The sequence below is a fragment of the Bacillus sp. LR_5 genome (assembly GCF_042709275.1).
The window spans coordinates 1-25,886 of sequence record NZ_JAVAXX010000048.1 but is presented as its reverse complement, the minus strand read 5'-3'; the positions used below and the strand labels follow the sequence as shown (position 1 = coordinate 25,886).

Here is a 25,886-nt window from a genome sequence, read left to right as displayed (position 1 = left end):
GGTTTTACCGATTGAATTAATCAAAATAATCATCTGTAATGATTGGTGAATCCATTATATGATGAAGAAAATCATTCGTAAACAAAGGAGTAGATGCATCATGAAAATTGCGGTTATTAACGGCGGAACTCGGTCTGGCGGAAATACGGATATTCTTGCGGAGAAGGCTGTTCAAGGATTCGATGCGGAACACATTCATTTGCGTAAATATCAGATCCAGCCAATTGAAGATCATCGTCACACTCAAGACGGCTTCCGTCCTGTTCATGATGACTACAATTCTATTATTGAGCGGATATTGCCGTGCGATATTCTCATATTCGCTACTCCAATTTATTGGTTCGGCATGTCAGGGACGTTAAAGCTATTTATTGATCGCTGGTCACAGACGTTGAGAGATCCCCGATTTCCTGATTTTCAACAACAAATGTCGGTGAAGCAAGCATATGTGACAGCAGTGGGCGGAGACAATCCAAAAATAAAGGGGCTGCCGCTGATTCAGCAATTTGAACATATTTTTGATTTTATGGGGCTGCCCTTTAAAGGCTATGTGCTGGGAGAAGGCAATCGTCCAGGCGATATTCTTCGTGATCATCAGGCGCTGTCTGCTGCGAGCCTCTTACTGAAAAGAAGCGATGCTATATGAAGTTTTTGCTGTCGGTCATTGCTGGCATGCTGATTCTTGCATTCTTTTTATTTTGGAAGGTCCAGCCCCCTGTTTGGATAGATGTTGAAACCAATTCGCCTCAGTTGAAGCAATCTATGAGAATGGCAGGAACCACGCTGCAAGTCAAGCACATCATCAAGAGTGATGCAGGAGAAGAAACAACTGTCATATCGAACGGCATTTCGGGACCAAAATAAAAAAGCACCTGTCCAGGTGCTTTTTTCTATAAATGAGGAATGACAAGGCCGCCATATAAAAATGCCGCGATAATCAGAAATGCCGGATGCATCTTGAATTTAGTCATGGCAAGGAGGGAAATCCCCGCAATCACTATAGATTGGATCCAGCCGATAGCTTTGATGCCGTCTGCGCCGATTTGCCAGGTAAGAATGAGCATCATGACCGCGATGACAGGCTGAACGGACAGCGTCATGCCTTTGATAACGGGTGATTGGCGGAAGCGCTGAATGATGCGCAGCAGGACAATCAATGCAAGCGCCGACGGTACGACGGTTGCGATCAGCGCAATCAAGAAGCCGGGCCACCCGCCTGCGCTGTAGCCGACATACGCGGCGATTTTGGTTGCGATCGGGCCCGGCAATGCGTTCGCAAGTGCGAGCATGTTTGAGAATTGGTCGTTTGAGAGCCAGTTGTATCTGTTTACGACTTCTTCAAACATCAGCGGGATAGACGCAGGTCCGCCGCCATATCCGAGTAGGTTTGCGATAAAAAACGCCATAAATAAATAGATCGATATCATGAGGCCGACATTCCTTTATCTTTTGAATGTTTATTTGTGATTTTGTCTTTCAGTTTAAAATGAAACGCGCCGTACGCTAAGAAAATGATAATGACAAGGCCGGGATTGATCTGTAACGTTTGCAGGCCGATAAAAGCGATAATAAAAAACAGGATGCCGGTGACCCAGCCGAAACCTTTAAGCGCTTTTTGGCCAAACTCGTACGCCATTATGCCAAGCATTACCGCAATCACCGGCGTTACGGCACCAATCATGCCGGCAACAATTGCTGAATGGCTTAAGACATTTACAGCCGCAAACAAGCCCACCATCGCAAGACATGTAGGCAGAATATGGGCAAGTGTCGCCACGAGTGCGCCTAACGTGCCTTTTAGCTTGAAGCCCAGATACGCAGCCATTTTTGTGGCAATCGGTCCGGGAAGCGCATTAGCGATCGCTAATATTTCTCCGAATTCATCATCATCAATCCATTTATATTTATTGACCGCTTCATGGCGGATCAGCGGAATCACGGAAGGTCCGCCGCCGAACCCTAGTATGCCAGTGCGCACCATTGCGGCCGTCATATCCCGATAAGGATGGTTTTTCATTCGTTTCTCTCCTTTACAGCTTCATTCCCATACGGCTTTTGTATCGTTTGATCAGCATCTGGCAATCAACACTGACGACGCCTCGCAGCGGATACAGCCGTTTTGTTAAAAACTCTTCCATTTCTTGATCGTTGGCAAAGATCCCATGCATATGCAGCTTGCTCGGGCCTGTCATGTGATAAAGGCTGGTGACCGCAGGCTCTTCCTCAAGCTTGAGAGCGACCTCTTCTAAAAATTGCGGCTCTACCTCGACATTGAAAAACACGGATACATGGATGCCGATTTTAGCGGGATTGATGACCGCTGTGAATTTTTCAATGACGCCTGCTTCAATGAGCTGATTGATCCGAGCTTGGACGGCAACCCGTGATAAATCGACTCTCTTGCCAAGATCCGTATAAGAAATTCTTCCTTCTTCATGCAAAATGGTGAGGATTTGTTTGTCGATCTCATCAAGTACAAGGTTGGGGATTTGGTATTCATTGCTCATTTTCTCCACCTGCTTTCGTAAGCCTTTTAGACGTTATTTTATCATATAAGTTTCGTTTCGTACGATAAAATTTTAATTTATTTTCACAATGAATATAAAAATGTTTTGTTGTTTACGAAACGAATAAAGTTCGTCAGCTTTTCTGACGGGTGAGTAGATGTGAAAAATCAAGCTCTCTATACTGAAGAAAATCTCATGATAAAGGGGACTTGTGATGAACAAATCTATCATCGGTACAAAACAAATGGTCGTCAGTCCGCATTATCTCGCTTCTCAAGCCGGAAACCGAATACTGGACAAGGGAGGAAACGCCTTTGACGCCGCCATTGCTGTGAGTGCTTGTCTGGCAGTTGTGTATCCGCATATGACGGGGCTTGGCGGGGATTCCTTTTGGCTGACCTTTCATCAGGAAACAAAGTCGGTAAGAGTCTACAATGGCAGCGGCCGTTCAGGAAAACATGTAACGAGAGAGGTATATAAGGGAAAAAACGCGATTCCGCTGAGGGGAATCGACAGTGCCATCACCGTTCCGGGGATGGTTGATAGCTGGGATGCGGTGCTGAAGGAGTACGGACGTATGTCCCTTGCGGACGTGTTGGAGCCCGCACGCGACTATGCCCAAAATGGTTTTCCAGTATCAGCTGATCAGTGCCGTCACACAGAAACGAATCTTGAACTGCTGGCCTCCACGCCTTACACGGCCGGCATCTTCACGAGATGCGGAAAAGCGCCTGTCCCGGGAGAGCGGTTTGTGCAAAAAGAGCTTGCAGAAAGTCTGAACATGGTCGCCAAAAAAGGAAGAAGCGCATTCTATGAAGGAGATATCGCTCAGCGGATTGTCTCGTATTTACAGCATAACGGCAGCTACATGACACTCGATGATTTTAAAGCGCACCGGGGCGAGTGGGCGGAGCCTGTCTCAAGTGATTACCGAGGATACAGTGTGTACCAGGCGCCGCCGAATTCTCAGGGATTTACCGGTTTATTAACACTGAACATTCTGGAAAACTATGATTTCACCCAAATCGAACACGGTTCATTTGAGTATTATCATGTGCTTGTGGAGGCATTGAAAAAGAGTTTTCTAGATCGGAATGCCGTCCTGACTGATCCGGCGTTTGCGGACATCCCACTTGAAAGGCTTTTGGACAAACGTTACGCGAAACAATTGGCGGAAGAAATCGGCTATTTGGCAGAACCGGCGGAAAGCAGGCCAGTAGGAAGTGATACTGCATATGCGGCCGTCATCGATGCGGATGGCAATGCAGTATCTTTCATTCAAAGCCTGTACTTTGAATTTGGCTCGGCAGTCACCGCTGGTGATACAGGCATATTACTGCAAAACCGCGGGTCATTTTTCTCATTGGATAAAAATCATGTCAATACGCTTGAACCGAGAAAGCGCAGCTTCCATACGCTGATGCCGGCTATAGCCTGCAAAGACGGAAAACCGAAAGTCCTGTACGGCACACAAGGCGGCGAAGGCCAGCCGCAGACCCAGACGGCCATCATCACCAGAATGCTGGACTACGGAATGCATCCTCAGCAGGCAATCAGCGAACCGCGCTGGGTGTGGGGCAGAACGTGGGGAGAGGAATATGAAGGGCTTAGAGTCGAGGGCAGATTCTCAGAGGAAACAATTGAAAAGCTCAAAGACAGCGGACATCTTGTCGAGGTTGTCGGTGACTATGATCCGCTGATGGGACACGCAGCAGCAATCAAAGTTGATGAGGAAGGCTTTCTCCAAGGCGGAGTCGACCCGCGGGGAGACGGAGCGGCTGTGGGAGTTTGAGGTATCAGAAGAAAATACACATATAAATAAAAACGACTAGAAAGAGGACTGCGCCAAATAAATAGTGTATATATTGTTTTTCTTCACGCTTATATTTCCATTCCATAAATGTACGAAAACAACTCGTCAGGAATAGAAAGAAAATAAGCATAATCTCTGGAGGAAAGCATAAAACAGAAAAACCTAATAAAATGAGCATGATGATTTCCAGCAGCCCTTGTGTGCTATTTACAGGTTTATACCACCAAGGCGGTTTAGGGATGCCTAGTTTTTTTCTGGCATAGATATAAAAAGTAGTATTGATTAAAGCTGCAACCAGTAACACAATCAAAAAATGAGTGCCTGTCATATATACCCCTCCTATCTATCTTATATACGGGTGGAAAAGGAAAAATGTTTCATAAAAGAACACCCGGAGTTTTCTCCGGGTGTTTTTTAACTATATTTTTCTTCCTGCTTTTTTGTGATTACAAGGTCTTTTTGACTAGTTTCTTCTATTTAAATAGTCCTTCTGTTTAGCTTGGACGAACCAGCGTAAATTCTTCGCCGAGCTTCGCATAGTGATTTCCCGCCAATCTTGAAGCAGGCTTTAATTCATCTGTCAAAACATAGCCTTTTTCTGCATCATACACCTTTTCATCAAGGTGGAAGCAGACGACTCTCCCGATAAGCAGATCTGCTGTAGTAACGCCTTGATCATTGTCGAACGTCATATGCCGCTCTAATGTGCATTCAAAGCGGATGCGTGCTTCTTTAATGCCGGGAACTGAAACAGCTTTGCTTTCGACGGGATGAAGCGAGGTGCGTGTGAGCTCGCTTTCGTCCGGATCTAAGCTTGCCGCCGTTTCATTGATGTCTTCAATGATGGCTTCATCACTGACATGAACGACAAATTCTCCGTTCTCCACTGCGTTTCGGGCTGTATCTTTTTGGCGTCCTCCAGCCCTGTTAACAGAAACACTGAGAAGCGGAGGATCTGAGCTGACAACGTTATAAAAACTGAAAGGCGCTGCATTTACCGCTCCGCTTGAAGAAAGGGTGGTTACAAATGCAATGGGACGGGGGATGACAGCACCCGACAATAGCTTGTATGTGTCTTTGGCACTAAGCTGATCCGCTTGAAATATGTACATAGCAACAACCGCCTTTATCGTAGGATACCTTGATTATAACGAAATGGTTTCAAGGAAACCAAATGATGTGGGTTGCATATGTTATGTCATGACATATATCTAATACAGGGGAAATGTAAAAATAGGCTTCCGTACGTCCGCCGGCAGCCTATTGAAAATGAAATCTTAGATTATTTGTATTTCTTTTTGACTACCCAGCAATTGCCGTCTTTCCAGAATTCTTTTTTGCTGTGATAATCATCCTCTTTTTTGTAGTAATGGTGGTGATGCGGTTTTTTGTAGTATTTCTTATGGGATTTTTTCTTATGGGAGCAATATGATTTTTTGTGTGTGCGGCATGATTTCTTATAGCTGCGAGATTTTTTCTTGTGAGAACAGTATGACTTTTTGTAGCTGCGAGATTTTTTGTAAGAACGGTAAGATTTTTTGTAGCTGCGAGATTTTTTGTGAGAACAGTATGATTTTTTGTAGCTGCGAGATTTCTTGTGAGAGCAATATGATTTTTTGTAGCTGCGAGATTTTTTGTGAGAGCAGTACGATTTTTTGTAGCTGCGAGATTTTTTGTGAGAGCAGTATGATTTTTTGTGGCTGCGAGATTTTTTGTGAGAGCAGTATGATTTTTTATGGCTGCGAGATTTTTTGTGAGAGCGGTGCGACTTTTTATGGCTGCGTTTTTTTCCATGAGGCTCTTGGTATAAATAATCTTTTAAACCTTCTTTTTTTGCGGATTTCACCGCTTCTTTGATGTCAGAATGGGAATAGTGGCCCAATTTGAAATCCTCCTTTTAAAAATGATGTTAAGGATGAAGATCCTTACTACCCACATAGTACGCGCAGTTTTAAAAAGTGTATAAGTGTTCCGCTGAGATCACACAAAAATAAAAGCCTAAATTTGTGAGGGGGAATATGGATGAAGAATCAATCCAATTTGCCGCTTTATCAGCTGTTTGTTCATCCAAAAGATTTGCGTGAATTAAAAAAAGATATATGGGACGATGATCCGGTGCCGGCTGTCATGAAGGTAAATCAAAAAAGGCTGGATATTGATATTGCTTACCGGGGATCACATATTAGAGACTTCAAAAAGAAGTCATACCATATTTCCTTTTATCAGCCGAAAACATTCCGCGGCGCCCGCGAGGTTCACCTGAATGCAGAATATAAAGATCCTTCCATGATGAGAAACAAGTTGTCACTGGATTTTTTCTCAGAGCTTGGGACGCTGTCTCCAAAGGCGGAGTTTGTGTTTTTAAAAGTGAATGGGAAGAATGAAGGGGTTTATCTTGAACTTGAATCCGTCGATGAATTTTATTTAGCGAAAAGGAAGCTGGCGGACGGGGCGGTTTTTTACGCGGTTGATGATGATGCTAATTTCTCTCTGATGAGCGATTTGGAAAGGGAAACGAAGACGTCGCTTGAGCTTGGCTATGAAAAGAAGACAGGGACTGAGGAAGACGATTTTTATTTACAGGATATGATTTTTAAAATTAATACTGTCCCTAAAGCCCAGTTTAAATCAGAAGTGACAAAGCATGTGGATGTCGATAAGTATTTGCGCTGGCTCGCCGGCATTGTATTCACCTCAAACTATGACGGGTTTGTCCACAACTACTCGTTGTACAGAAGCAGTGAAACCGGATTATTTGAGGTGATTCCTTGGGATTATGATGCGACTTGGGGCAGGGATATCCATGGAGAGCGGATGGCTGCCGATTATGTAAGAATTCAAGGATTTAATACACTAACCGCCCGGATTTTGGATGAATCCGATTTTCGCAAGTCCTACAAGCAACTGTTAGAGAAAACGCTCCAATCTCTTTTTACAATAGAATATATGAAACCGAAAATAATGGCGATATATGAGCAGATTAGGCCGTTTGTCCTGATGGACCCATATAAAAAGAATGATATTGAGCGTTTTGACCGTGAGCCGGATGTGATTTGCGAGTATATTATAAAAAGAGCTGATTACCTCAAAAGTGAGCTTGATCTTTTATCCTGACGATAAACGGGCGGATTCCGGAGAACGGAGCGCCTTTTTTTATTTCCGTTCATTTAACGATTTGGATATATCCACAAATTGCCTCAGTACAGGGTTTTGGCTGTCTTTTCGATATGCGATGATCCATTCTGCTTTGAGTTGAAAATGATCCACGCTGCGATACGTGACATCAAGGTTAAACAGCCGTCTGGCAGAGGATGGGACAATGGTAATGCCGATGCCTGCTGTCACCAGCCCGATCACCATTTGATATTCTGTCGCTTCTTGAACGATATTCGGCACAAAACCTGCGTCTTCACAGAGCTGAATAAAGTCGGTATATAGCGTAGGCCACGCTTCTTTGGAAAGGGTAATGATCGGTTCGTTTTCCAAATCTGTAATGTCAATTGATTCTTTTAATGCAAGCGGATGCTGCTTCGGCAATGCGAGGATGCATGGACTGCTCTGGGTTGTCTCAATTTGCAGCTCGGGATGCTCTAACGGCGGATGGAGAATGCCGATATCGATATTTCCCTTGAGCAATTCCTCCTGCTGCCGATAAGAAGCGATTTCTTTCAGTTCAATTTTCACAGAAGGGAATTTTTTACGGTATTCCCGGATGATCGGCGGCAGAAATTCATATGTAGCTGATCCGACAAAACCAATAACGAGATGGCCATGTTCGCCGCGAGCCGTCCGTTGGGCAAGTTCAATTCCTTGACCAATTTGCATCAAAGCTGATCGGCAGTGATTTAAAAAGATTTCACCAGCCGCCGTAAGCTCGACAAATCGTTTTGTCCTTTTCAGAAGCGTCACCCCGACTTCTTCTTCCAGCTGTTTGATCTGCTGGCTGAGAGGAGGCTGTGTCATGTTCAGCCGCCGCGCAGCTTTTCCGAAATGAAGCTCTTCGGCTACTGCGATAAAGTATTGAAGATGGCGAAGCTCCATTCAATATGCATTCCTTTCCATAGGTTAATAATTCGTAATACATATTAATCATAAGGCGAATCGATATTGGAGGTCAATTTCCAAAGAGTGTATAGTGAAACGTATCACAAGAAATATTTAAAATTTTATGTTTAAAATGCATAATAAGGAGTGAGGGTGTTGACAAAAGCAACAAAAGAACAAAAATCCCTTGTGAAAAGCAGAGGGGCGGAGCTTGTTGTTGATTGCTTAGCGGAGCAAGGTGTCACACATGTATTTGGCATTCCAGGTGCAAAAATTGATGCAGTATTTGACGCTTTACAAGATAAAGGGCCTGAAATTATCGTTGCCCGGCATGAACAAAATGCAGCATTTATGGCGCAAGCAGTCGGCCGTTTAACTGGAAAACCGGGAGTCGTGTTAGTCACATCAGGACCAGGTGCTTCTAACTTGGCAACAGGACTGCTGACAGCAAACACTGAAGGTGACCCTGTCGTTGCGCTTGCTGGGAACGTGATCCGTGCAGATCGTTTAAAACGGACACATCAATCTTTGGATAATGCGGCGCTATTCCAGCCGATTACAAAATACAGTGTAGAAGTTCAAGATGTTAAAAATATACCGGAAGCTGTTACAAATGCATTTAGGATAGCGTCAGCAGGGCAGGCTGGGGCCGCTTTTGTGAGCTTTCCGCAAGATGTTGTGAATGAAGTCACAAACACAAAAAACGTACGTGCTGTCGCAGCGCCAAAACTTGGTCCCGCAGCAGATGACGCAATCAGTGCGGCCATTGCAAAAATCCAAACAGCGAAACTTCCTGTCGTTTTAGTCGGCATGAAGGGCGGAAGACCGGAAGCGATTAAAGCAGTTCGCAAGCTATTGAAAAAAGTTCAGCTTCCATTCGTTGAAACATATCAAGCTGCCGGTACACTTACGAGAGATTTAGAGGATCAGTATTTTGGCCGGATCGGTTTATTCCGTAACCAGCCTGGCGATCTGCTGCTTGAGCAGGCTGATGTTGTTCTGACAATCGGCTATGACCCAATTGAATACGATCCGAAATTCTGGAATGTCAATGGAGACCGGACGATCATTCATTTAGACGAGATTCTGGCTGACATTGATCATGCTTACCAGCCGGAGCTTGAATTGATCGGTGATATTCCATCTACGATCAATCATATCGAACACGATGCTGTGAAAGTAGACTTTGCGGAACGTGAGCAGAAGATCCTTTCTGATTTAAAACAATATATGCATGAGGGTGAGCAGGTGCCTGCAGACTGGAAATCAGACAGAGTGCATCCTCTTGAAATCGTAAAAGAATTGCGAAACGCAGTCGATGATCATGTTACAGTGACTTGCGATATCGGTTCACACGCGATTTGGATGTCACGTTATTTCCGCAGCTACGAGCCGTTAACATTAATGATCAGTAACGGTATGCAAACACTCGGCGTTGCACTTCCTTGGGCAATCGGCGCTTCATTGGTGAAACCGGGAGAAAAAGTGGTTTCAGTCTCTGGTGACGGCGGTTTCTTATTCTCAGCAATGGAATTAGAGACAGCAGTCCGCTTAAAAGCACCAATTGTACACATTGTATGGAACGACAGCACATATGACATGGTTGCATTCCAGCAATTGAAAAAATATAATCGTACATCTGCGGTCGATTTCGGAAATATCGATATCGTGAAATATGCGGAAAGCTTCGGAGCAACTGGCTTGCGCGTTGAATCACCAGACCAGCTGGCAGATGTTCTGCGTCAAGGTATGAACACTGAGGGTCCTGTTATCATTGATGTCCCGGTTGACTACAGTGATAACATTAATTTAGCAAGTGACAAGCTTCCGAAAGAATTCGGGGAACTCATGAAAACGAAAGCTCTCTAGCACTCTGCGCATCACGACACTGTTTGATGAACAGCACTAAACAAAAAGGAGTGAAGGGAATTATGAAACGCGAAAGCAACATTCAAGTGCTCAGCCGCGGGCAAAAAGATCAGCCTGTGAGCCAGATTTATCAAGTATCAACAATGACTTCTCTATTAGACGGGGTATATGACGGCGATTTTGAACTGTCAGAGATCCCGAAATACGGAGACTTCGGTATCGGAACCTTTAACAAGCTTGACGGAGAGCTGATTGGGTTTGACGGTGAATTTTACCGTCTCCGTTCAGATGGAACTGCGACACCGGTCCAAAACGGGGATCGTTCTCCGTTCTGTTCATTTACATTCTTTACACCGGACATGACGCACAAAATTGATGCGAAAATGACACGTGAAGAGTTTGAAAAAGAGATCAACAGCATTCTGCCAAGCAAAAACTTATTTTACGCTATCCGCATTGACGGATTGTTTAAAAAAGTGCAGACAAGAACGGTAGAACTGCAAGAAAAACCTTACGTGCCAATGGTTGAAGCGGTTAAAACACAGCCGATTTTTAACTTCGACAACGTGAGAGGAACGATCGTAGGCTTCTTAACACCAGCTTATGCAAACGGAATCGCCGTTTCTGGCTATCACCTGCACTTCATTGACGAAGGACGCAATTCAGGCGGACACGTTTTTGACTATGTGCTTGAGGATTGCACGGTTACGATTTCTCAAAAAATGAACATGAATCTCAGACTTCCGAATACAGCAGATTTCTTTAACGCGAATCTGGATAACCCTGATTTTGCTAAAGATATTGAAACAACTGAAGGAAGCCCTGAATAAAGAAAAAAAGAAAGTCCCTTTGTGAAGGGCTTTCTTTTTATTTGGCTCTTTTCCTGATTTTAGATAAAATAACGTCAAAAGGGTAAAGGTGTGGTCTGATGAAAATATTGGTTTTGGCAGTTCATCCTCATATGGAAACCTCAGTTGTGAATAAGGCATGGGCAGAGGAATTGAGTCATCATGACAATATCACAGTACGGGAGCTTTATAAGGAGTACCCGGATGAAGCGATAGATGTTGCGAAGGAACAGCAACTGTGCGAGCAATACGACCGGATTGTCTTCCAATTTCCGTTTTATTGGTACAGCTCTCCGCCGCTCTTAAAAAAATGGCAGGATCTTGTGCTGACTTTCGGCTGGGCCTTTGGTTCACAAGGAAACGCCTTGCATGGCAAGGAGCTGATGCTGGCTGTATCAACAGGGAGCGAAGCAGAAAAATATCAAGCAGGCGGAGCAAATCATTACTCAATCAGTGAGCTTTTGAAACCATTTCAGGCCACGAGCAATCTGATCGGCATGAAATACCTGCCCCCATATGTATTCTACGGCGTGAATTATGCAACTGCAGAGGATATTTCTCTCAGTGCAAAACGTTTAGCTGAATACATCCAGAAGCCTTTCGCTTAAAAGAAAGCCCTGTCCGGCATGCGGCAGGGCTTTTTTATGATTAAAAGTCCGGAAGCTCAGACAGGTTATTTTCCTTTAAGCCGTCCGGTTCACTTCGCAAAATGTCACGCCCGTATTTATGGAAGACATCAACATGAGCGAGTTTTCCCGCTTTTGCATCTGACAGCGCAGTGGGATAGTCGAGCTCTCTTCCTGTGTTCGTTTTTACTGCGATAATATTGTCTTCCTCATTTCTTCTGACCGCAATAATTTCTTCTTTTCCAGATGGAACATCTTCCTGATCGGCAGTTGTTTGCCGGGCTTTATACGATTCATATGCTGCTTCAAATTGATCCATATTTACACCTCCACTTTTTAGCGTGAACAAAAATGTCGATGATCATGTAAGGTTTCGACACAGCATACGACAATATTTCCTGAGAAATATCTAGAGAATATGACAAATCAATTCATAATAAAAGGGATTCCGCATAAATACGGAATCCCTCTCAGTTATTTTGTCAGGTGTAAGTCCTTTGTTTTCATATAGCCTGTCGCACCGCCGTAATCAACGAATACCCAATCAAAATCAAAACCGCCTTTTTTCGTTTTACTCCAGCCTAAAAAAGAAACGCTAGTGTCTGCTGGAAGAGTCTTGATACTTTTTCCTTCAGCGGATGTATATACTTTCGTTTTTGTTTTGGTTTTTACTGTTGTAGCTGCTTTTACAATGTAATGAGTGGAGACAAAGCCTGTTTTGCCGTTTTTATAATGAACCTTTGCCCAGTCAGCGTTTGAGAAGGAAATCAGTTTTAAGCTGTCGCCCAAGTACAGGGTATCGGCTTTCTGACTTGATGCGGAAGCCTTCGTTCTGACATTTAGCGCCTCTGCTGACACCAAATAAGAATCAATCGGATAACTGTATAAATCATCAATGCTTACCGTTGTTTCTGGCTGTTGTGCATGGATCGTGCTTGCGCCCCCTGTAGAAGCCGCAGTCATCCCAGCTGCAAGTGCTAAAGTTGATAGTATTTTTGTTGTTTTGTTCATTTCGTTCCTCTCCTCACGTAAGAGAAATAATTCACTCTATATCCCTATTCACGTTTTCACAGATTCCTAAACATTAAAAAGGATCAGATAAAAATCTGATCCGTGGCAATTATTTTTTTGTTTCTAGTTTGAGAGGCGCAGATATTGTTTTTTTCACTTTTTTTCCGTGCAAAATATCGTCTGCTGCTTCTGTAGCCAGTTTACCGATCAATTCAGGCTGCTGAGCGACGGTGGCTGAGAGCTTTCCGTCTTTAATGGAAGCGAGCGCATCTTTATTGCCGTCAAAACCGATCACTAAAATATCTTTTCCCGAGCTGTTAATTGCCTCAAGAGCACCGAGCGCCATTTCATCATTGTGAGCAAAAACAGCTTGGATATCCGGATGTCCCTGCAGCAGGTTTTCCATGACAGTCAGGCCTTTGGTGCGGTCAAAGTCGGCTGATTGCTTTGTGACAACTTCGAGCTCTTGATCTGCGATGTTATGAAATCCTGAGCCGCGTTCTCGTGTGGCAGATGCGCCGGGCACGCCTTCGAGCTCTGCCACTTTTGCTCCTTTTCCAAGTTTGTCAGCAATGAATTCTGCGGCCATTTCGCCGCCTTTTACATTATCGGAAGCAACGAGGGTTTCAACTTTTCCTTGTTCGGCGGAACGATCGATTGTTACGACGGGCACACCGACTGTGTTTGCAGATTCTACTGCCGTTGAGATCGCCGAAGAATCAGTCGGGTTGATTAACAATGCATCGACACCTTGCTGAATTAAGTCTTCCACATCACTCGTCTGTTTCGATGAATCATTTTGTGCATCGACAATGATGACTTTCATTCCCCGTTTTTTAGCTTCTTTTTCGATGCCCTTTTTTAATGAGACAAAAAAGGGGTTATTAAGCGTTGAGACGGACAAGCCGATGGTGAATTCCTTTTTGTTACCCGAATTTGTCGGCTTTGCCCATTGGGGGGGCTCAAGCGAACAGGCAGTTAATAAAAACAATGATAACGTTAAAATGACGGATACAGCCTTTTTCATGTAAAAAACCCTCCTATGCTGACTTCTTGCGGTCTAATAATACCGCAATTAAGATGACAATCCCTTTGACAACCAGCTGATAAAACGATGAGACGCCAAGCAGGTTGAGCCCGTTATTAAGTGTGCCGATGATCAGCACCCCGATTAACGTACCGATAATGCGACCGCGGCCGCCGGAAAGACTTGTTCCGCCTAAGACGACCGCCGCGATAGCATCCAGTTCGTACGATTCCCCGGCAGTCGGCTGGGCTGAATGCAGGCGGGAAGTCAATATCGCACCTGCAAGAGCGGATAAAAGCCCGGCTAAAGAATAGATCATCACTTTTACGCGCGTCACTTTAATGCCTGAAATGAGCGCGGCTTTTTCATTGCCTCCGATTGCGTACGTTCGGCGGCCGAACGGTGTTTTATGAAGAAGCACCCAAAGGATGACAAAGGCAAGAACCATCGTAATCGCCGGTACAGGAATGCCTAAAAAGTAACCGCGTCCGAACAGCTGAAACGCGTAGTTTGTGCCAAGTCCGGTAATCGGATTTCCGTCTGTATACACAAGCGTCAGTCCGCGAAATACAGTCATGGTCGCAAGCGTAGCGATAAAGGGCGCCATTTTTCCTTTTGTGATCAATAGTCCGTTGATCATCCCGAGTACGGCACCAATGATACAGCCGAGGATGATCGCGAGAACCGGATCGACACCAGATACAATCATCCCCGCAACTAAAGCGCTGGACAGAGCAAGAATAGCGCCGACAGAAAGATCAATGCCGCCTGTTAAAATCACAAAGGTCATGCCGAACGCGATTAATCCGTTAATGGCGACCTGGCGAAGCAGGTTTAAAATATTCAGCGGTTCAAGAAAGCTGGGATTTAAAATAGATACAATGATAACGAGAATAAATAAACCGAGAAACGGGCCGAGTTTTTGCATGACTCCGTCGAAGTGAATCCGTTTTTGTTCTGTTTGCAGTTGTTCCGTTTTCATATTACCGCCCTCCTGTGGCAAGTGTCATAATTCGTTCTTGAGTTGCTTCCTGCGCATCGATTTCTCCGCTGATTCTGCCTTCATGGACAACGATAATGCGATCGCTCATCCCGAGAATTTCCGGAAGCTCTGATGACACCATAATGATGGCGACTCCGCGCTCAGTCAGCTCATTCATCAGCGAATAAATCTCCCGTTTCGCGCCAACATCCACACCTCTGGTTGGCTCATCCAAGATAAGCACTTTTGGTCCGATTCCGATCCACTTGGCAATCACCACTTTTTGCTGGTTGCCTCCTGATAAATGGCGTGCGTGCGTTTCCGGCGATGCCGTTTTGATGGTCAGGCGTTTAATTAAAAGATCGACAAATTCAGCTTCCCGCTTGTGATCAATGAGGCCCTTTGGAGAAAAACTGGACAGATTGGGCAGCGCAATATTCTCGCGAATCGAGGTGTCGAGCAGCAGCCCTTCATCTTTGCGGTTCTCTGTAATAAAGCCGAGCCCTTTTTTCACCGCATCCTGCGGGTTCTTAATGGCTGTCTTTTTTCCAGCGATCCATATCTCACCCGAGTCCAGCCTGTCAACGCCGAACAGCGCTCTCATGATTTCTGTCCGGCCGGCTCCCATCAATCCGGAGACACCGACGATTTCACCGGAACGAATGGAAAAGCTGACATCTTCAAAACGTCCTTTGACGGAGGCGTTTTTCACCTCGAATATTTTGTCGCCGAGAGAAGGAGTGCGTTTCGGATATCGTTCAGTCAGCTCGCGTCCGACCATTTTTTTGACAACTTCATCAAAATTGGTTTCTGAGATGTTTGTTGTATCTACCGTTTTTCCGTCACGCATGATGGTGATTCTGTCGCAAATCGCAAAGATTTCTTCCATACGATGAGAAATGTATACAATGGATACGCCGTTCTTTTTTAACGCTGTAATGACCTCAAAGAGCTTGCTGATTTCCCGTTCCGTCAAAGCAGCGGTAGGCTCATCCATAATGATCACCTCAGCATTTGTCATGAGCGCTTTTGCAATTTCAATCATTTGCTGCTGCCCGACGGAACACTCGCCGGCTTCTTGCTCAAGAGAAAGAGAGACAGACAGTTTGTTAAATTGCTCTTTTGCTAGCGCTTTCATTTTTCTTGTTTGTAAAACGCCCAGCTTGGAGGATATCTCTTTCCCGATAAATAGATTCTCAAGAACGGTCATTTCCGGCCAGATATTCAATTCCTGATGGATAAAGGCTATTCCATGCTGTTCTGCTTGTTTCGGATTGGAAAAGTACGTTTCGTTTCCGTTTATGCGGATTTGCCCTTTATCCGATTTATGCAGGCCTGTCAGGATGTTCATAAGCGTGGACTTGCCGGCGCCGTTTTCTCCCATTAATGCGTGAACCTCGCCAGGCACGAGCTGAAAGGAAACGCCTGACAGCACTTGGTTTTTTCCGAATGCTTTATGAATGTCTTTCATGTCAATCTGCATGTCCCATCCTCCTTTCTAGAAAAGCACACCCGCCTGCAGGATGCAGTTGGCATACGGTGTGAATTCACCTGTTCTTATAATGGCTTTTGCTTCTTTTGTCAGCAGCTTAAACTCCTCGTGAGAAAGGTATTCTATCTCCTGTTCAGAAAAAAGGTTCTCTAGAAATCTCGCATTCTCTTGATTAGATACTTTTATTTCAGCTGCAGCAATGACTTTTTCGACGACCATCTCGTCCGCGACCACTGCCGCTGTATCTTGGAAAGCCGGAAGACCCGGCTTCAGTGAAAGATCAATTTTCAAAACGCCGTCTGGAACCGGCAGCCCTGCATCTGCGATGACAATTTTATCAGTGTGGCCAAGGTCGGCTAAAAGCTTGGCAAGATGGCTGTTCAGTATACCGTGTTTTTTCATGACAGCAGCTCCTCTACTTCTTTTCTAGTCGGCATTCCGCCTTGAGCGCCGAAGGAACAGACAGAAAGGGAAGCAGCACGATTGGCAAACCGCAATGCGGCTTCAATGTCTTTCCCCTCAGCCAGAGCCACGGCTAAGGCTGCGTTAAACGTATCACCGGCTCCGGTTGTATCAACGGGCTCTACGGGGAAGGACGGGATGAGGCGCTCTTTGTTGCCGGCTGAATAGCGGACGCCTTGTTTTCCTTCCGTAATAAAGAGCTTCGCTGGATAAAGCGCCAAGGCTTCAGAAACGGTAAGACCAGGGAATAAGATCGACGCCTCGTGTTCATTTGGCGTGAGATAGGTGGCATGATCAATTGTTTCTTGTTTCAGCGGGCGGGCCGGTGCCGGGTTGAGCATGATCGGAATATCGTGAGAATGGCAGTATCTGCACACCTCATCAACCGTTTCTTCCGGAATTTCCTGCTGAATCAGGACCATATCGACCTTTTCGATCTGATCAAGCGCGTCTATCGCATATGATGGAGTGACATCATCGTTCGCACCTTTGACAACGACGATACTGTTATCACCTTCAGCAAGTACAATGTGGGCGGTTCCGCTTTTTTTATGTGTAACCGGTTCCATATAGTCGGTGCGCACGCCGTTTGCTTTTAAATTATCCAAAATGGCTGTTCCATAATGATCATCTCCGACCTTGCCGACCATAAACACGTGGGCGCCAAGTCTGGCAGCAGCAACGGCCTGATTTGCTCCTTTACCACCCGGCACCGTCTGAAACGACGTGCCAAGTACCGTTTCTCCGGCCTTTGGGCGTTTGTCCGAGGTGACCACTAAATCCATCGAACAGCTTCCAATCACACAAATATTACGCATCATAATCTTCCTTTCTTGTCGTCTTTCTTCTTATATAGGTGACAGGCATTTGAATCGCCGTTTCTGTCAGCGGCTGTTTTTTGATGATACGCAAAAGCAGTTTGGCCGCTTCTTTGCCCATGTCATATGCGGGCTGTTTAATTGTAGACAGGGGAGGGAACAGCAGCTCACTTTGCGGAATGTCATCATAGCCGATAATTTGAATGTCCTCCGGCACGTTTCTTCCGAGCCGCAATGCTTCATGTAAAACTGCAGCGGCTTGAATATCATTACTCGCTATCACACCGTCTGTCTCCGGATAAGCGGCAAACAGCTCCTTCGCCATCGATTGCGCATCCTCAAAAGAAAATGAAGCCGTCTCGATGACCTGAAAATCAGCTTCAGCCTGCTGTAAGATCTCCAAAGCGCCGTTAAAGCGGTCTTGAGCGGTCGGCAGGTGAGCGGGGCCTCTCAAGAGCGTGATGAGTCGGCTTTTTCCGTAAATGATGGCTTCGGCGGCTAATTTTCCTCCTGTATAGCCGTCACTGGATACAGAAGGAGCGCCTTCAGGTGTTCTGTCCAGAAAAACGACTGGGTGATTCATGCCGCTGTATTCCTCAAGATCCGGGTAATTCGTTGCGGCAATAATGCCTGCGACATGATTTTGCTTAAAGGTTTGAAGGTACTCAAGTTCTTTTTTTAATTCCTCGTCACTGTTGCCAAAAATAAGGCGATAGCCTTCCCGGTTCAATTCATCCTCCGCACCGCGGGCAAGCTGGGGGAAGAAAGGGTTTGTGATATCCGGGAGCAAAAGCCCGATCAGCCGGGATTCTCTCTTATAAAGAGATCTGGCAACTTCATTCGGGTAATAGTTCAGCTTCTCCATCGCCGCTATGACACGCGTTCGCGTTTCTTCGTGTACATAGCCGTTGTCATTCAGGACGCGGGAAACCGTCGCAACTGAAACGCCCGCCGCTCCGGCGACATCTTTAATTGTAGCCAAAACAGCTCCTCCTTGTTTATGTAACCGTTTACATAGATAGATTATCATGAGCAATCCGAAGTTGGCAATAAAAATATCGAAAGAAATCTATTGTAAATTGTATATATAATTGAGAAATTTAAGGTTTTCACTCTTTTTTTGACAAAGTCTTCACATTTCTGGATGAAGATTTCTTGAACAAATATTAAGTTTTATTAAAATTGTTTCAAAGTCATGCGTTTAGACCTGTAAATGAGGAGAAACGGAAAAGACTATCAGCCCAGAAAATGTTTAATTATGTTAGAGAATTCGGACCCGTATGTTTAGCGTTTTCATAGATAGCCCCATTAGTCATTTTGGAATGGGACTAATTTTTCCACTTCCATGCAGAAAGGATGACATTATGACCTTGTTCTTAAGAAACAGGAAAAAATATTTTGTGTTCATAAGAACCGGAAACACGCATGGTAGCAGGAAAAGCTTGATATCACGGGCTGTAAAAAAGATTGATTTGAAATGCATATTAAATGCAAACACCAAGGTGTGACTATACGTCCAGAAGGATATCAGGGGAGAAATGTAAGCGCATTCCTTTTGCTTTTTAAAAAAAGAGATGAGGTGTAAGTCCTGCTGTTTTCCAAAAATAGAAAACAGTTTGTAGGTACAAAATCTCTTTCAAAAGAGAAGTTTGGCTTAGTGGATTAGGGAAGATTATGTTACATAATGCCGATTGAGAATTCATAGTGATTCTATATACTGATGAATGAATTTACAACAATATAGAAGGAGATGTCGAAAAGCAATGTGGTTACTCATTATAGCCTGTGCTGTCATACTGGTCATCGGAATATTAGAAAAACGACGACATCAGAAAAACATTGATGCCCTCCCTGTGCGAGTGAATATTAACGGCATCCGAGGAAAATCGACTGTGACAAGGCTGACAACCGGAATATTAATAGAAGCCGGTTACAAAACTGTTGGAAAAACAACAGGGACAGATGCAAGAATGATCTACTGGGACACACCGGAGGAAAAGCCGATTAAACGGAAACCTCAAGGGCCGAATATCGGAGAGCAAAAAGAAGTGATGAAAGAAACAGTAGAAAGAGGAGCTAACGCTATCGTCAGTGAATGCATGGCTGTTAATCCGGATTATCAAATCATCTTTCAGGAAGAACTTCTGCAAGCCAATATCGGTGTTATTGTTAACGTTTTAGAAGACCATATGGATGTTATGGGGCCGACGCTTGATGAAATTGCAGAAGCGTTTACGGCTACTATTCCTTATAATGGCCATCTTGTCATTACTGATAGTGAATATACTGAGTTCTTTAAACAAAAAGCCAAAGAGCGAAACACAAAAGTCATCATTGCTGATAACTCGAAAATTACTGATGAATATCTTCGTAAATTTGAATATATGGTATTCCCTGATAACGCTTCTCTCGCACTGGGTGTGGCTCAAGCACTCGGCATTGATGAAGAAACAGCGTTTAAAGGAATGCTGAATGCGCCGCCAGATCCGGGAGCAATGAGAATTCTTCCGCTGATCAGTCCGAGCGAGCCTGGGCACTTTGTTAATGGGTTTGCCGCAAACGACGCTTCTTCTACTTTGAATATATGGAAACGTGTAAAAGAAATCGGTTACCCGACCGATGATCCAATCATCATCATGAACTGCCGCGCAGACCGTGTGGATCGGACACAGCAATTCGCAAATGACGTATTGCCTTATATTGAAGCAAGTGAACTGATTTTAATCGGTGAAACAACAGAACCGATTGTAAAAGCCTATGAAGAAGGCAAAATTCCTGCAGACAAACTGCATGATCTAGAGTACAAGTCAACAGAAGAAATTATGGAATTGTTAAAGAAAAGAATGCACAACCGTGTCATATATGGCGTCGGCAATATTCATGGTGCCGCAGAGCCTTTAATTGAAAAAATCCACGAATACAAGGTTAAGCAGCTCGTAAGCTAGGAGGAAATGCAGACATGTTCGGATCAGATTTATACATCGCACTAATTTTAGGTGTACTACTTAGTTTGATTTTTGCAGAAAAAACAGGGATCGTGCCGGCAGGACTGGTTGTACCGGGATATTTAGGACTTGTGTTTAATCAGCCGGTCTTTATTTTACTCGTTTTGCTAGTGAGCTTGCTCACTTATGTCATTGTGAAATATGGTTTATCCAAATTTATGATTTTGTACGGACGCAGAAAATTCGCTGCCATGCTGATAACAGGGATCGTCCTGAAAATCGCGTTTGATTTTCTATACCCGATTGTACCATTTGAAATCGCAGAATTTCGAGGAATCGGCATCATCGTGCCAGGTTTAATTGCCAATACCATTCAGAAACAAGGTTTAACCATTACGTTCGGAAGCACGCTGCTATTGAGCGGAGCGACCTTTGCTATCATGTTTGTTTACTACTTAATTTAATGTAAGGTGTGTCAAACGATGAAAAAAGAACTGAGCTTTCATGAAAAGCTGCTGAAGCTGACAAAACAGCAAAAAAAGAAAACCAATAAGCACGTATTTATTGCCATTCCGATCGTTTTTGTCCTCATGTTCGCTTTTATGTGGGCGGGAAAAGCAGAAACGCCGAAGGTCAAAACGTATTCTGACGACGTTCTCTCAGCCTCATTTGTCGGAGATATTATGATGGGGCGTTATGTTGAAAAAGTAACGGAGCAAAAAGGGGCAGACAGTATTTTTCAGTATGTTGAACCGATCTTTAAAGCCTCTGATTATGTAGCCGGAAACTTTGAAAACCCGGTAACCTATCAAAAGAATTATAAACAAGCAGATAAAGAGATACATCTGCAGACGAATAAGGAATCAGTGAAAGTCTTGAAGGATATGAACTTCACGGTTCTCAACAGCGCAAACAACCACGCAATGGATTACGGCGCCCAGGGCATGAAAGATACTCTTGGAGAGTTTGCGAAGCAAAACCTTGATATCGTTGGAGCAGGATACAGCTTAAGTGATGCGAAAAAGAATATTTCGTACCAGGAAGTCAATGGGGTAACCATCGCGACGCTCGGCTTTACCGATGTGTCTGGAAAAGGTTTCGCGGCTAAAAAGAATACGCCGGGCGTTCTGCCTGCAGATCCTGAAATCTTCATCCCTATGATTTCAGAGGCGAAAAAACATGCGGACATCGTCGTTGTGCAGTCACACTGGGGACAAGAATATGACAATGATCCAAACGACCGTCAGCGTCAGCTTGCAAGAGCCATGTCTGATGCTGGTGCTGATATCATTGTCGGCCATCACCCGCACGTCTTAGAACCGATTGAAGTATATAACGGGACCGTCATTTTCTACAGCCTCGGTAACTTTGTCTTTGACCAAGGCTGGACAAGAACGAGAGACAGTGCACTGGTTCAGTATCACCTGAAGAAAAACGGAATAGGCCGCTTTGAAGTGACGCCGATTGACATCCACGAAGCGACGCCTGCACCGGTGAAAAAAGGAAGCCTTAAACAAAAAACGATTATTCGCGAACTCACGAAAGATTCTAATTTCGCATGGAAAGTAGAAGACGGAAAACTGACGTTTGATGTTGATCATAGCGACAAACTAAAATCTAAATAATCGGAGTGATAAAGATGAAATTTGTCAAAGCCATCTGGCCGTTTGTTGCCGTAGCTATCGTGTTCATGTTTATGTCAGCTTTTAAATTCAATGATCAGCTGACAGATCAGGAAAAGCAGAAGATTGATACGGAAATGCATAAAATCCAACAGCAGGAAGAACCGGCAAACGCTAATAAATAATTCAAAAAGAGAATGTCTGATGAGACATTCTCTTTTTATTTGCCCAGCACATTCATTCTGTAAAAATATCAAAAAGGCTCTTAACATATTCAAAAAAATACCGATGTTAAAACTGCAAATAGAGGAGGAGATAATAAAAGTGAAGACACTGGCAAACTGGAAGAAGTTTTTGCTTGTGGCGGTTATCATTTGTTTTTTGGTTCCAATTATGACAAAAGCGGAGATTGCGGAGGCTGATACATCATCTGAATTGATCGTCAGCGAAGCAAAAAAACTGCTTGGGTATCAGTATAAATACGGCGGTGAAACGCCGAGAGAGGGATTCGATCCTTCGGGATTGATTCAATATGTTTTCAGTAAGGCTGATATTCATCTGCCGAGATCTGTGAACGACCAGTATAAAGTCGGAACGGCCATAAAGCCCGAAGACCTGAAGCCGGGCGATATTTTGTTTTTCAAGAAAGAGGGAAGCAGCGGGACAACTCCGACACATGACGCACTTTACATCGGAGACGGCCAAATGATTCACAGTACGCAATCAAAAGGGGTTATCATTACCAATTACGCAAAAAGCAGCTATTGGAGCGGGTCTTATATTGGGGCGAGACGAATCGCAGTCGATCCGGCAACCGCTGATGTTCCTGTCGTTCAGGAGGCCGAAAAGTATATCGGCATTCCATATGTGTTTGGCGGAAGCACACCGTCAGAGGGCTTTGATTGCTCAGGGCTTGTGCAATATGTGTTTCAACAGGCACTTGGCATTTATCTGCCGCGATCAGCCGAACAGCAGTGGGCAGTGGGTGAGAAGGTGGCGCCTCAGAACATAAAGCCTGGTGATGTTGTCTATTTCAGCAATACGTATAAATCGGGAATTTCACATGCAGGGATTTATGCAGGCGGAGGAAGGTTTATTCAGGCAAGCCGGTCAGAAAAAGTAACCATTTCTTACTTGTCAGAGGATTACTGGAAATCGAAGATGACAGGCATTCGCCGATTTGACAACCTGACAATCCCGAAAGAAAATCCGATTGTGTCTGAGGCAACACTTTATATCGGAGAAGTCCCTTACAAACAGGGCGGAGTGTCTCCAGAGACAGGATTTGATACAGCTGGATTTGTCCAGTATGTATATCAGAAAGCAGCTGGTATTTCCCTACCTCGGTACGCAACAAGCCAGTTCAAAGCCGGAACTAAGATTGAGAAGGCGGACCTGAAACCGGGAGACATTGTGTTCTTCCAATCAACAAGCCTAAATCCGGCCATCTATATCGGAAATGGACAAGTTGTTCATGTCACATTATCAAACGGTGTGACCATCACCAATATGAACACGAGCACATATTGGAAAGATAAATATGCGGGAAGTATACGGGTGCAATAAAAGACAAAGACTCCAAAATCTCTGGAGTCTTTAGCGTTTTGGCAAACCCTCGCATTCGTTGTCAAGCCTGTGCGTTGGTGCTCACGAATTAGAACATTCGCTCCGCTCCAATGCTCGCCTTTCCTAGACTTCAAGGGTTTTCAGTCACGCTGAAAAGACGACAAAATCCTAAAACTAAAGTCGTTTTAGGATTTTGTCAACAATTTGAAGACTCCAATCTCTGGAGTCTTTTCTTTATGCATATTGGCCGGAAAGAAGCTGGTCTATAAAGTAGGCCACACCATTTTCGTCATTGCTTTTTGTGACAAAGGTGCTTTTTTCTTTTAATTCATCGATCGCATTTTCCATGGCGATACGGTGTCCGGCGACTTCAAACATGGACAAATCGTTCGGACTGTCGCCGATCGCATAGATATCCTGTGTTTCAATTCCGTATTTTTCAGCCAGCTCTGTCAGCGCGCGTCCTTTTCCTGAGGAGGCTGGCAGGATTTCGATAATGTGTTTTCCAGAAGAGGTTTGCGCCAGTTTTTTATGATGCTTCAGTTCTTCCTTCGCTTGTTTCAGCTTGTCCATATCAAAGGAGAAGCAAAGAAGCTTATAAATGTTTTCACTGCCGTCAAAAACCGATTCGATATGAGGGATTGGTTTAATGCCAAACTGCTTAAACTGAGTCATGGCTCCTTGCCACAATTCATCCGTCTTCTCGTTTGGATTTGCGCTCTTTAGAATATCAAGCTCCGCATGCAGCTTAGCTTCGCCGTCAAAAGGAGAAAGCAGATGGTCATCTGTATATACCTCAAAGTAAATGTTTTTTGACAGTAAGTAATCAGCGATCGCTTTACCGGCCTCCTGATCCATTAATGTCCGGCTGATCAAACGGTAACCCGTGTCGTGGATCGTTCCGCCATTAGCCGCAATGATAGGGATATCCAAGTCTTCCAGCAGCGCTTTTACATCAAATGTTGCCCTTCCCGTGCAAATGGTGACGAGGATGCCGGCATCAACGGCCCGCTTGATCGCCGCTCTGTTTTCATCAGAAATGACGCTCTCTTTATTCAGTAATGTACCGTCTAAATCAATCGCAATTAATTTCATATGTAGGGGGAACCTCCTTAAAAATGAAGCTGCTTCGTGTAGTATGTTCAGCTTTTCTGTGAAACATTATCCATATAAACCAAGGCTAAACGTTACTTTGATCATTTTCAACAAGAAAATATGTAAAAAAGGGATGGCGTAATCGCCATCCCGTTCATTATACACCTAAATCGTTTTGCAGCTCTTCTTTCACTTCCTGCAGTTTTTGCTGATTCAATTTTAAATAATAAACTCCGGCAGGTTCGTAATCATAACCCGTCAGCTGAATAGACTCAACTGATTTCAATGAAGTGAGGAACGGGAACAAGCCGATGGCATCTTTAAGAGATAAGTTCATTTTCAGATTTTTCCCCATCGTATCCACAATATCATCATAAGCCGGGATTGAGCTCAGTGATTTTGATTTTTCCAAAATGGCGCTCAGCACTTCCATTTGTCTTTGTCCCCGCAAAAGGTCACTGTCCGCTTTGCGTGTTCTTACGTAAGCGAGTGCTTCTTCTCCATCAAGCGTATGTGTTCCCTTTTGAAGAACCACTTTTCCTTTTGTATCTTTTTTAATTTGCTGAATGACTTTATCGCTTTTTACCGTTACTTTGACGCCATTCAGCTGGTTTACGACGTCTTCAAAAGCTGTGAAATTGCTTTCAACGACATAATCGACGGGAATATCCAGCATCTCCTCAACTGTTTTCACAGTGAGGTCAACGCCGCCGTAGGCATGAGCATGTGTAAACTTATCATAGCCGTGGCCTGGTATGTTTACATAGGCATCACGTGGAATGCTCAGCATTTTAGCTGTTTTTTCTTTCCGGTTAAATGTAACCAGCACATTTGCGTCACTTCTTGCCTGATCGACAGTTTCGCCGTTTTCCTCTCTGGCATCAATTCCTAAGAGCAATACAGAGAAAGAATCTTTTCCGGGATCAAATTCTTTAATCCGTTTTACTGATTGTTCTCCGCGTGCAAGGCTAACGTGAGCTTCTTTAGAAGCATTGTTAAGTTTTACATAAGCATAGGTGCCGACAGATCCTGCCGCAATGATTAGAAAAGCCATCAAACCGGCAACGATTTTCACCCATTTTCTAAGTCTTCTCTTTTTCTTTCTGCGGTGTGTTCGTTCTTCCATATCAATACCTCTCGTTTTCTTTAATATTTGAAG

At 44.3% G+C, this 25,886-nt stretch carries 29 protein-coding genes; 12 read left to right on the top strand and 17 right to left on the bottom strand.

All coding sequences use genetic code 11. From position 1 onward, the window contains the following. Nucleotides 1-100: 100 nt before the first annotated feature. Both RAC86_RS12660 and RAC86_RS12655 read left to right on the top strand, forming a co-directional pair. Nucleotides 101-646, top strand: a complete 546-nt coding sequence (locus tag RAC86_RS12660) for a flavodoxin family protein (protein ID WP_072181886.1) — start codon at nucleotides 101-103, stop codon at nucleotides 644-646. Further along, nucleotides 643-864, top strand: coding sequence for a hypothetical protein (locus RAC86_RS12655; RefSeq protein ID WP_072565385.1), 222 nt, complete (start codon nucleotides 643-645; stop codon nucleotides 862-864). Before RAC86_RS12660 ends, RAC86_RS12655 begins: the two co-directional genes overlap by 4 nt. Nucleotides 865-890: 26 nt before the next feature. On the opposite strand, the gene chrA is transcribed toward RAC86_RS12655, so the two are convergent. Genes chrA through chrS form a run of 3 tightly spaced genes read right to left on the bottom strand, consistent with a single transcriptional unit; the run spans nucleotide 891 to nucleotide 2,507 of the window. Further along, nucleotides 891-1,427, bottom strand: coding sequence for a chromate resistance efflux protein ChrA (chrA, locus tag RAC86_RS12650; protein WP_014115425.1), 537 nt, complete (start codon nucleotides 1,425-1,427; stop codon nucleotides 891-893). Then, nucleotides 1,424-2,017 carry a chromate efflux transporter subunit ChrB gene (gene chrB / locus RAC86_RS12645; RefSeq protein WP_014115424.1) on the bottom strand — a complete coding sequence of 198 codons (594 nt, stop codon included), beginning with the start codon at nucleotides 2,015-2,017 and terminating at the stop codon, nucleotides 1,424-1,426. The genes chrA and chrB overlap by 4 nt, the downstream gene beginning before the upstream one ends. A 13-nt stretch (nucleotides 2,018-2,030) precedes the next feature. Further along, nucleotides 2,031-2,507 carry a chromate efflux transcriptional regulator ChrS gene (gene chrS / locus RAC86_RS12640; protein WP_014115423.1) on the bottom strand — a complete coding sequence of 159 codons (477 nt, stop codon included), beginning with the start codon at nucleotides 2,505-2,507 and terminating at the stop codon, nucleotides 2,031-2,033. Nucleotides 2,508-2,721: 214 nt separating this feature from the next. Here chrS and ggt point away from each other — a divergent pair, with 214 nt between their 5' ends. Further along, entirely contained in the window at nucleotides 2,722-4,299 is a 1,578-nt protein-coding gene (gene ggt / locus RAC86_RS12635; RefSeq protein WP_072565384.1) for a gamma-glutamyltransferase, read from the top strand. Nucleotides 4,300-4,303: 4 nt separating this feature from the next. On the opposite strand, the gene RAC86_RS12630 is transcribed toward ggt, so the two are convergent. The 3 genes from RAC86_RS12630 to RAC86_RS12620 form a co-directional block, all read right to left on the bottom strand. Further along, nucleotides 4,304-4,648, bottom strand: coding sequence for a DUF4181 domain-containing protein (locus RAC86_RS12630; RefSeq protein WP_072181889.1), 345 nt, complete (start codon nucleotides 4,646-4,648; stop codon nucleotides 4,304-4,306). Nucleotides 4,649-4,814: 166 nt separating this feature from the next. Then, nucleotides 4,815-5,432: a flavin reductase family protein gene (locus tag RAC86_RS12625; RefSeq protein WP_014115420.1), complete on the bottom strand. Its 618-nt coding sequence runs from the start codon at nucleotides 5,430-5,432 to the stop codon at nucleotides 4,815-4,817. 170 nt (nucleotides 5,433-5,602) lie between these two features. Beyond that, complete coding sequence (locus tag RAC86_RS12620) at nucleotides 5,603-6,202, bottom strand: CotG/ExsB N-terminal domain-containing protein (protein ID WP_072565383.1); 600 nt, start codon at nucleotides 6,200-6,202, stop codon at nucleotides 5,603-5,605. A 140-nt stretch (nucleotides 6,203-6,342) separates the two neighbouring features. Here RAC86_RS12620 and cotH point away from each other — a divergent pair, with 140 nt between their 5' ends. Beyond that, nucleotides 6,343-7,434: a spore coat protein CotH gene (cotH, locus tag RAC86_RS12615; RefSeq protein WP_072565382.1), complete on the top strand. Its 1,092-nt coding sequence runs from the start codon at nucleotides 6,343-6,345 to the stop codon at nucleotides 7,432-7,434. A gap of 39 nt (nucleotides 7,435-7,473) precedes the next feature. Here the strand turns inward: cotH and alsR are convergent, their stop codons facing one another. Then, on the bottom strand, nucleotides 7,474-8,361 hold the full coding sequence (gene alsR / locus RAC86_RS12610) for an acetoin biosynthesis transcriptional regulator AlsR (protein WP_014115417.1): 888 nt from the start codon (nucleotides 8,359-8,361) through the stop codon (nucleotides 7,474-7,476). A gap of 159 nt (nucleotides 8,362-8,520) precedes the next feature. Here alsR and alsS point away from each other — a divergent pair, with 159 nt between their 5' ends. From alsS to RAC86_RS12595, 3 genes are all read left to right on the top strand, one after another. Continuing rightward, nucleotides 8,521-10,233: an acetolactate synthase AlsS gene (alsS, locus tag RAC86_RS12605; RefSeq protein WP_072565381.1), complete on the top strand. Its 1,713-nt coding sequence runs from the start codon at nucleotides 8,521-8,523 to the stop codon at nucleotides 10,231-10,233. A gap of 62 nt (nucleotides 10,234-10,295) precedes the next feature. Continuing rightward, the gene (budA, locus tag RAC86_RS12600; protein ID WP_003235587.1) at nucleotides 10,296-11,063 is read left to right on the top strand and encodes an acetolactate decarboxylase; all 768 of its coding nucleotides are present in this window, start codon (nucleotides 10,296-10,298) and stop codon (nucleotides 11,061-11,063) included. A 98-nt stretch (nucleotides 11,064-11,161) separates the two neighbouring features. Then, the gene (locus tag RAC86_RS12595; protein WP_014115415.1) at nucleotides 11,162-11,689 is read left to right on the top strand and encodes an NAD(P)H-dependent oxidoreductase; all 528 of its coding nucleotides are present in this window, start codon (nucleotides 11,162-11,164) and stop codon (nucleotides 11,687-11,689) included. A 40-nt stretch (nucleotides 11,690-11,729) separates the two neighbouring features. Here RAC86_RS12595 and RAC86_RS12590 read toward each other — a convergent pair whose 3' ends face one another. From RAC86_RS12590 to RAC86_RS12555, 8 genes are all read right to left on the bottom strand, one after another. After that, nucleotides 11,730-12,026: a DUF3892 domain-containing protein gene (locus RAC86_RS12590; protein WP_072565380.1), complete on the bottom strand. Its 297-nt coding sequence runs from the start codon at nucleotides 12,024-12,026 to the stop codon at nucleotides 11,730-11,732. Between the two features lie 155 nt (nucleotides 12,027-12,181). Beyond that, nucleotides 12,182-12,718 (bottom strand): SH3 domain-containing protein, encoded by a 537-nt coding sequence (locus RAC86_RS12585; RefSeq protein ID WP_377885690.1) that lies wholly within the window; start codon nucleotides 12,716-12,718, stop codon nucleotides 12,182-12,184. Between the two features lie 109 nt (nucleotides 12,719-12,827). Continuing rightward, nucleotides 12,828-13,745, bottom strand: a complete 918-nt coding sequence (gene rbsB, locus RAC86_RS12580) for a ribose ABC transporter substrate-binding protein RbsB (protein WP_014115412.1) — start codon at nucleotides 13,743-13,745, stop codon at nucleotides 12,828-12,830. Between the two features lie 13 nt (nucleotides 13,746-13,758). Next, a complete protein-coding gene (gene rbsC / locus RAC86_RS12575; RefSeq protein WP_014115411.1) occupies nucleotides 13,759-14,727 on the bottom strand; it encodes a ribose ABC transporter permease RbsC in 969 nt (322 codons plus the stop codon). Nucleotide 14,728: 1 nt separating this feature from the next. After that, nucleotides 14,729-16,210 carry a ribose ABC transporter ATP-binding protein RbsA gene (rbsA, locus tag RAC86_RS12570; protein ID WP_072565379.1) on the bottom strand — a complete coding sequence of 494 codons (1,482 nt, stop codon included), beginning with the start codon at nucleotides 16,208-16,210 and terminating at the stop codon, nucleotides 14,729-14,731. A gap of 15 nt (nucleotides 16,211-16,225) precedes the next feature. Then, on the bottom strand, nucleotides 16,226-16,621 hold the full coding sequence (gene rbsD / locus RAC86_RS12565; RefSeq protein ID WP_014115409.1) for a D-ribose pyranase: 396 nt from the start codon (nucleotides 16,619-16,621) through the stop codon (nucleotides 16,226-16,228). Continuing rightward, the gene (rbsK, locus tag RAC86_RS12560; protein ID WP_014115408.1) at nucleotides 16,618-17,499 is read right to left on the bottom strand and encodes a ribokinase; all 882 of its coding nucleotides are present in this window, start codon (nucleotides 17,497-17,499) and stop codon (nucleotides 16,618-16,620) included. The genes rbsD and rbsK overlap by 4 nt, the downstream gene beginning before the upstream one ends. Further along, on the bottom strand, nucleotides 17,492-18,481 hold the full coding sequence (locus RAC86_RS12555) for a LacI family DNA-binding transcriptional regulator (RefSeq protein WP_014115407.1): 990 nt from the start codon (nucleotides 18,479-18,481) through the stop codon (nucleotides 17,492-17,494). The genes rbsK and RAC86_RS12555 overlap by 8 nt, the downstream gene beginning before the upstream one ends. A gap of 781 nt (nucleotides 18,482-19,262) precedes the next feature. Between RAC86_RS12555 and pgsB the strand changes: the two genes are divergently transcribed. From pgsB to pgdS, 5 genes are all read left to right on the top strand, one after another. Then, nucleotides 19,263-20,444 carry a poly-gamma-glutamate synthase PgsB gene (gene pgsB, locus RAC86_RS12550; RefSeq protein ID WP_003219593.1) on the top strand — a complete coding sequence of 394 codons (1,182 nt, stop codon included), beginning with the start codon at nucleotides 19,263-19,265 and terminating at the stop codon, nucleotides 20,442-20,444. Between the two features lie 14 nt (nucleotides 20,445-20,458). Next, on the top strand, nucleotides 20,459-20,908 hold the full coding sequence (pgsC, locus tag RAC86_RS12545; RefSeq protein WP_003227889.1) for a poly-gamma-glutamate biosynthesis protein PgsC: 450 nt from the start codon (nucleotides 20,459-20,461) through the stop codon (nucleotides 20,906-20,908). A gap of 18 nt (nucleotides 20,909-20,926) precedes the next feature. Continuing rightward, the gene (gene pgsA / locus RAC86_RS12540) at nucleotides 20,927-22,069 is read left to right on the top strand and encodes a capsular polyglutamate synthetase PgsA (protein ID WP_072565378.1); all 1,143 of its coding nucleotides are present in this window, start codon (nucleotides 20,927-20,929) and stop codon (nucleotides 22,067-22,069) included. Nucleotides 22,070-22,083: 14 nt separating this feature from the next. Next, nucleotides 22,084-22,251 (top strand): extrachromosomal elements maintenance protein EdmS, encoded by a 168-nt coding sequence (gene edmS / locus RAC86_RS12535; protein ID WP_014115405.1) that lies wholly within the window; start codon nucleotides 22,084-22,086, stop codon nucleotides 22,249-22,251. Between the two features lie 139 nt (nucleotides 22,252-22,390). Continuing rightward, nucleotides 22,391-23,632 (top strand): gamma-DL-glutamyl hydrolase, encoded by a 1,242-nt coding sequence (gene pgdS, locus RAC86_RS12530; protein WP_072566789.1) that lies wholly within the window; start codon nucleotides 22,391-22,393, stop codon nucleotides 23,630-23,632. Between the two features lie 234 nt (nucleotides 23,633-23,866). On the opposite strand, the gene ywtE is transcribed toward pgdS, so the two are convergent. Further along, complete coding sequence (ywtE, locus tag RAC86_RS12525) at nucleotides 23,867-24,727, bottom strand: 5-amino-6-(5-phospho-D-ribitylamino)uracil phosphatase YwtE (RefSeq protein ID WP_072565377.1); 861 nt, start codon at nucleotides 24,725-24,727, stop codon at nucleotides 23,867-23,869. A 157-nt stretch (nucleotides 24,728-24,884) separates the two neighbouring features. Then, nucleotides 24,885-25,853, bottom strand: coding sequence for a polyisoprenyl-teichoic acid--peptidoglycan teichoic acid transferase TagT (gene tagT / locus RAC86_RS12520; RefSeq protein WP_061186438.1), 969 nt, complete (start codon nucleotides 25,851-25,853; stop codon nucleotides 24,885-24,887). Nucleotides 25,854-25,886 lie beyond the last annotated feature (33 nt).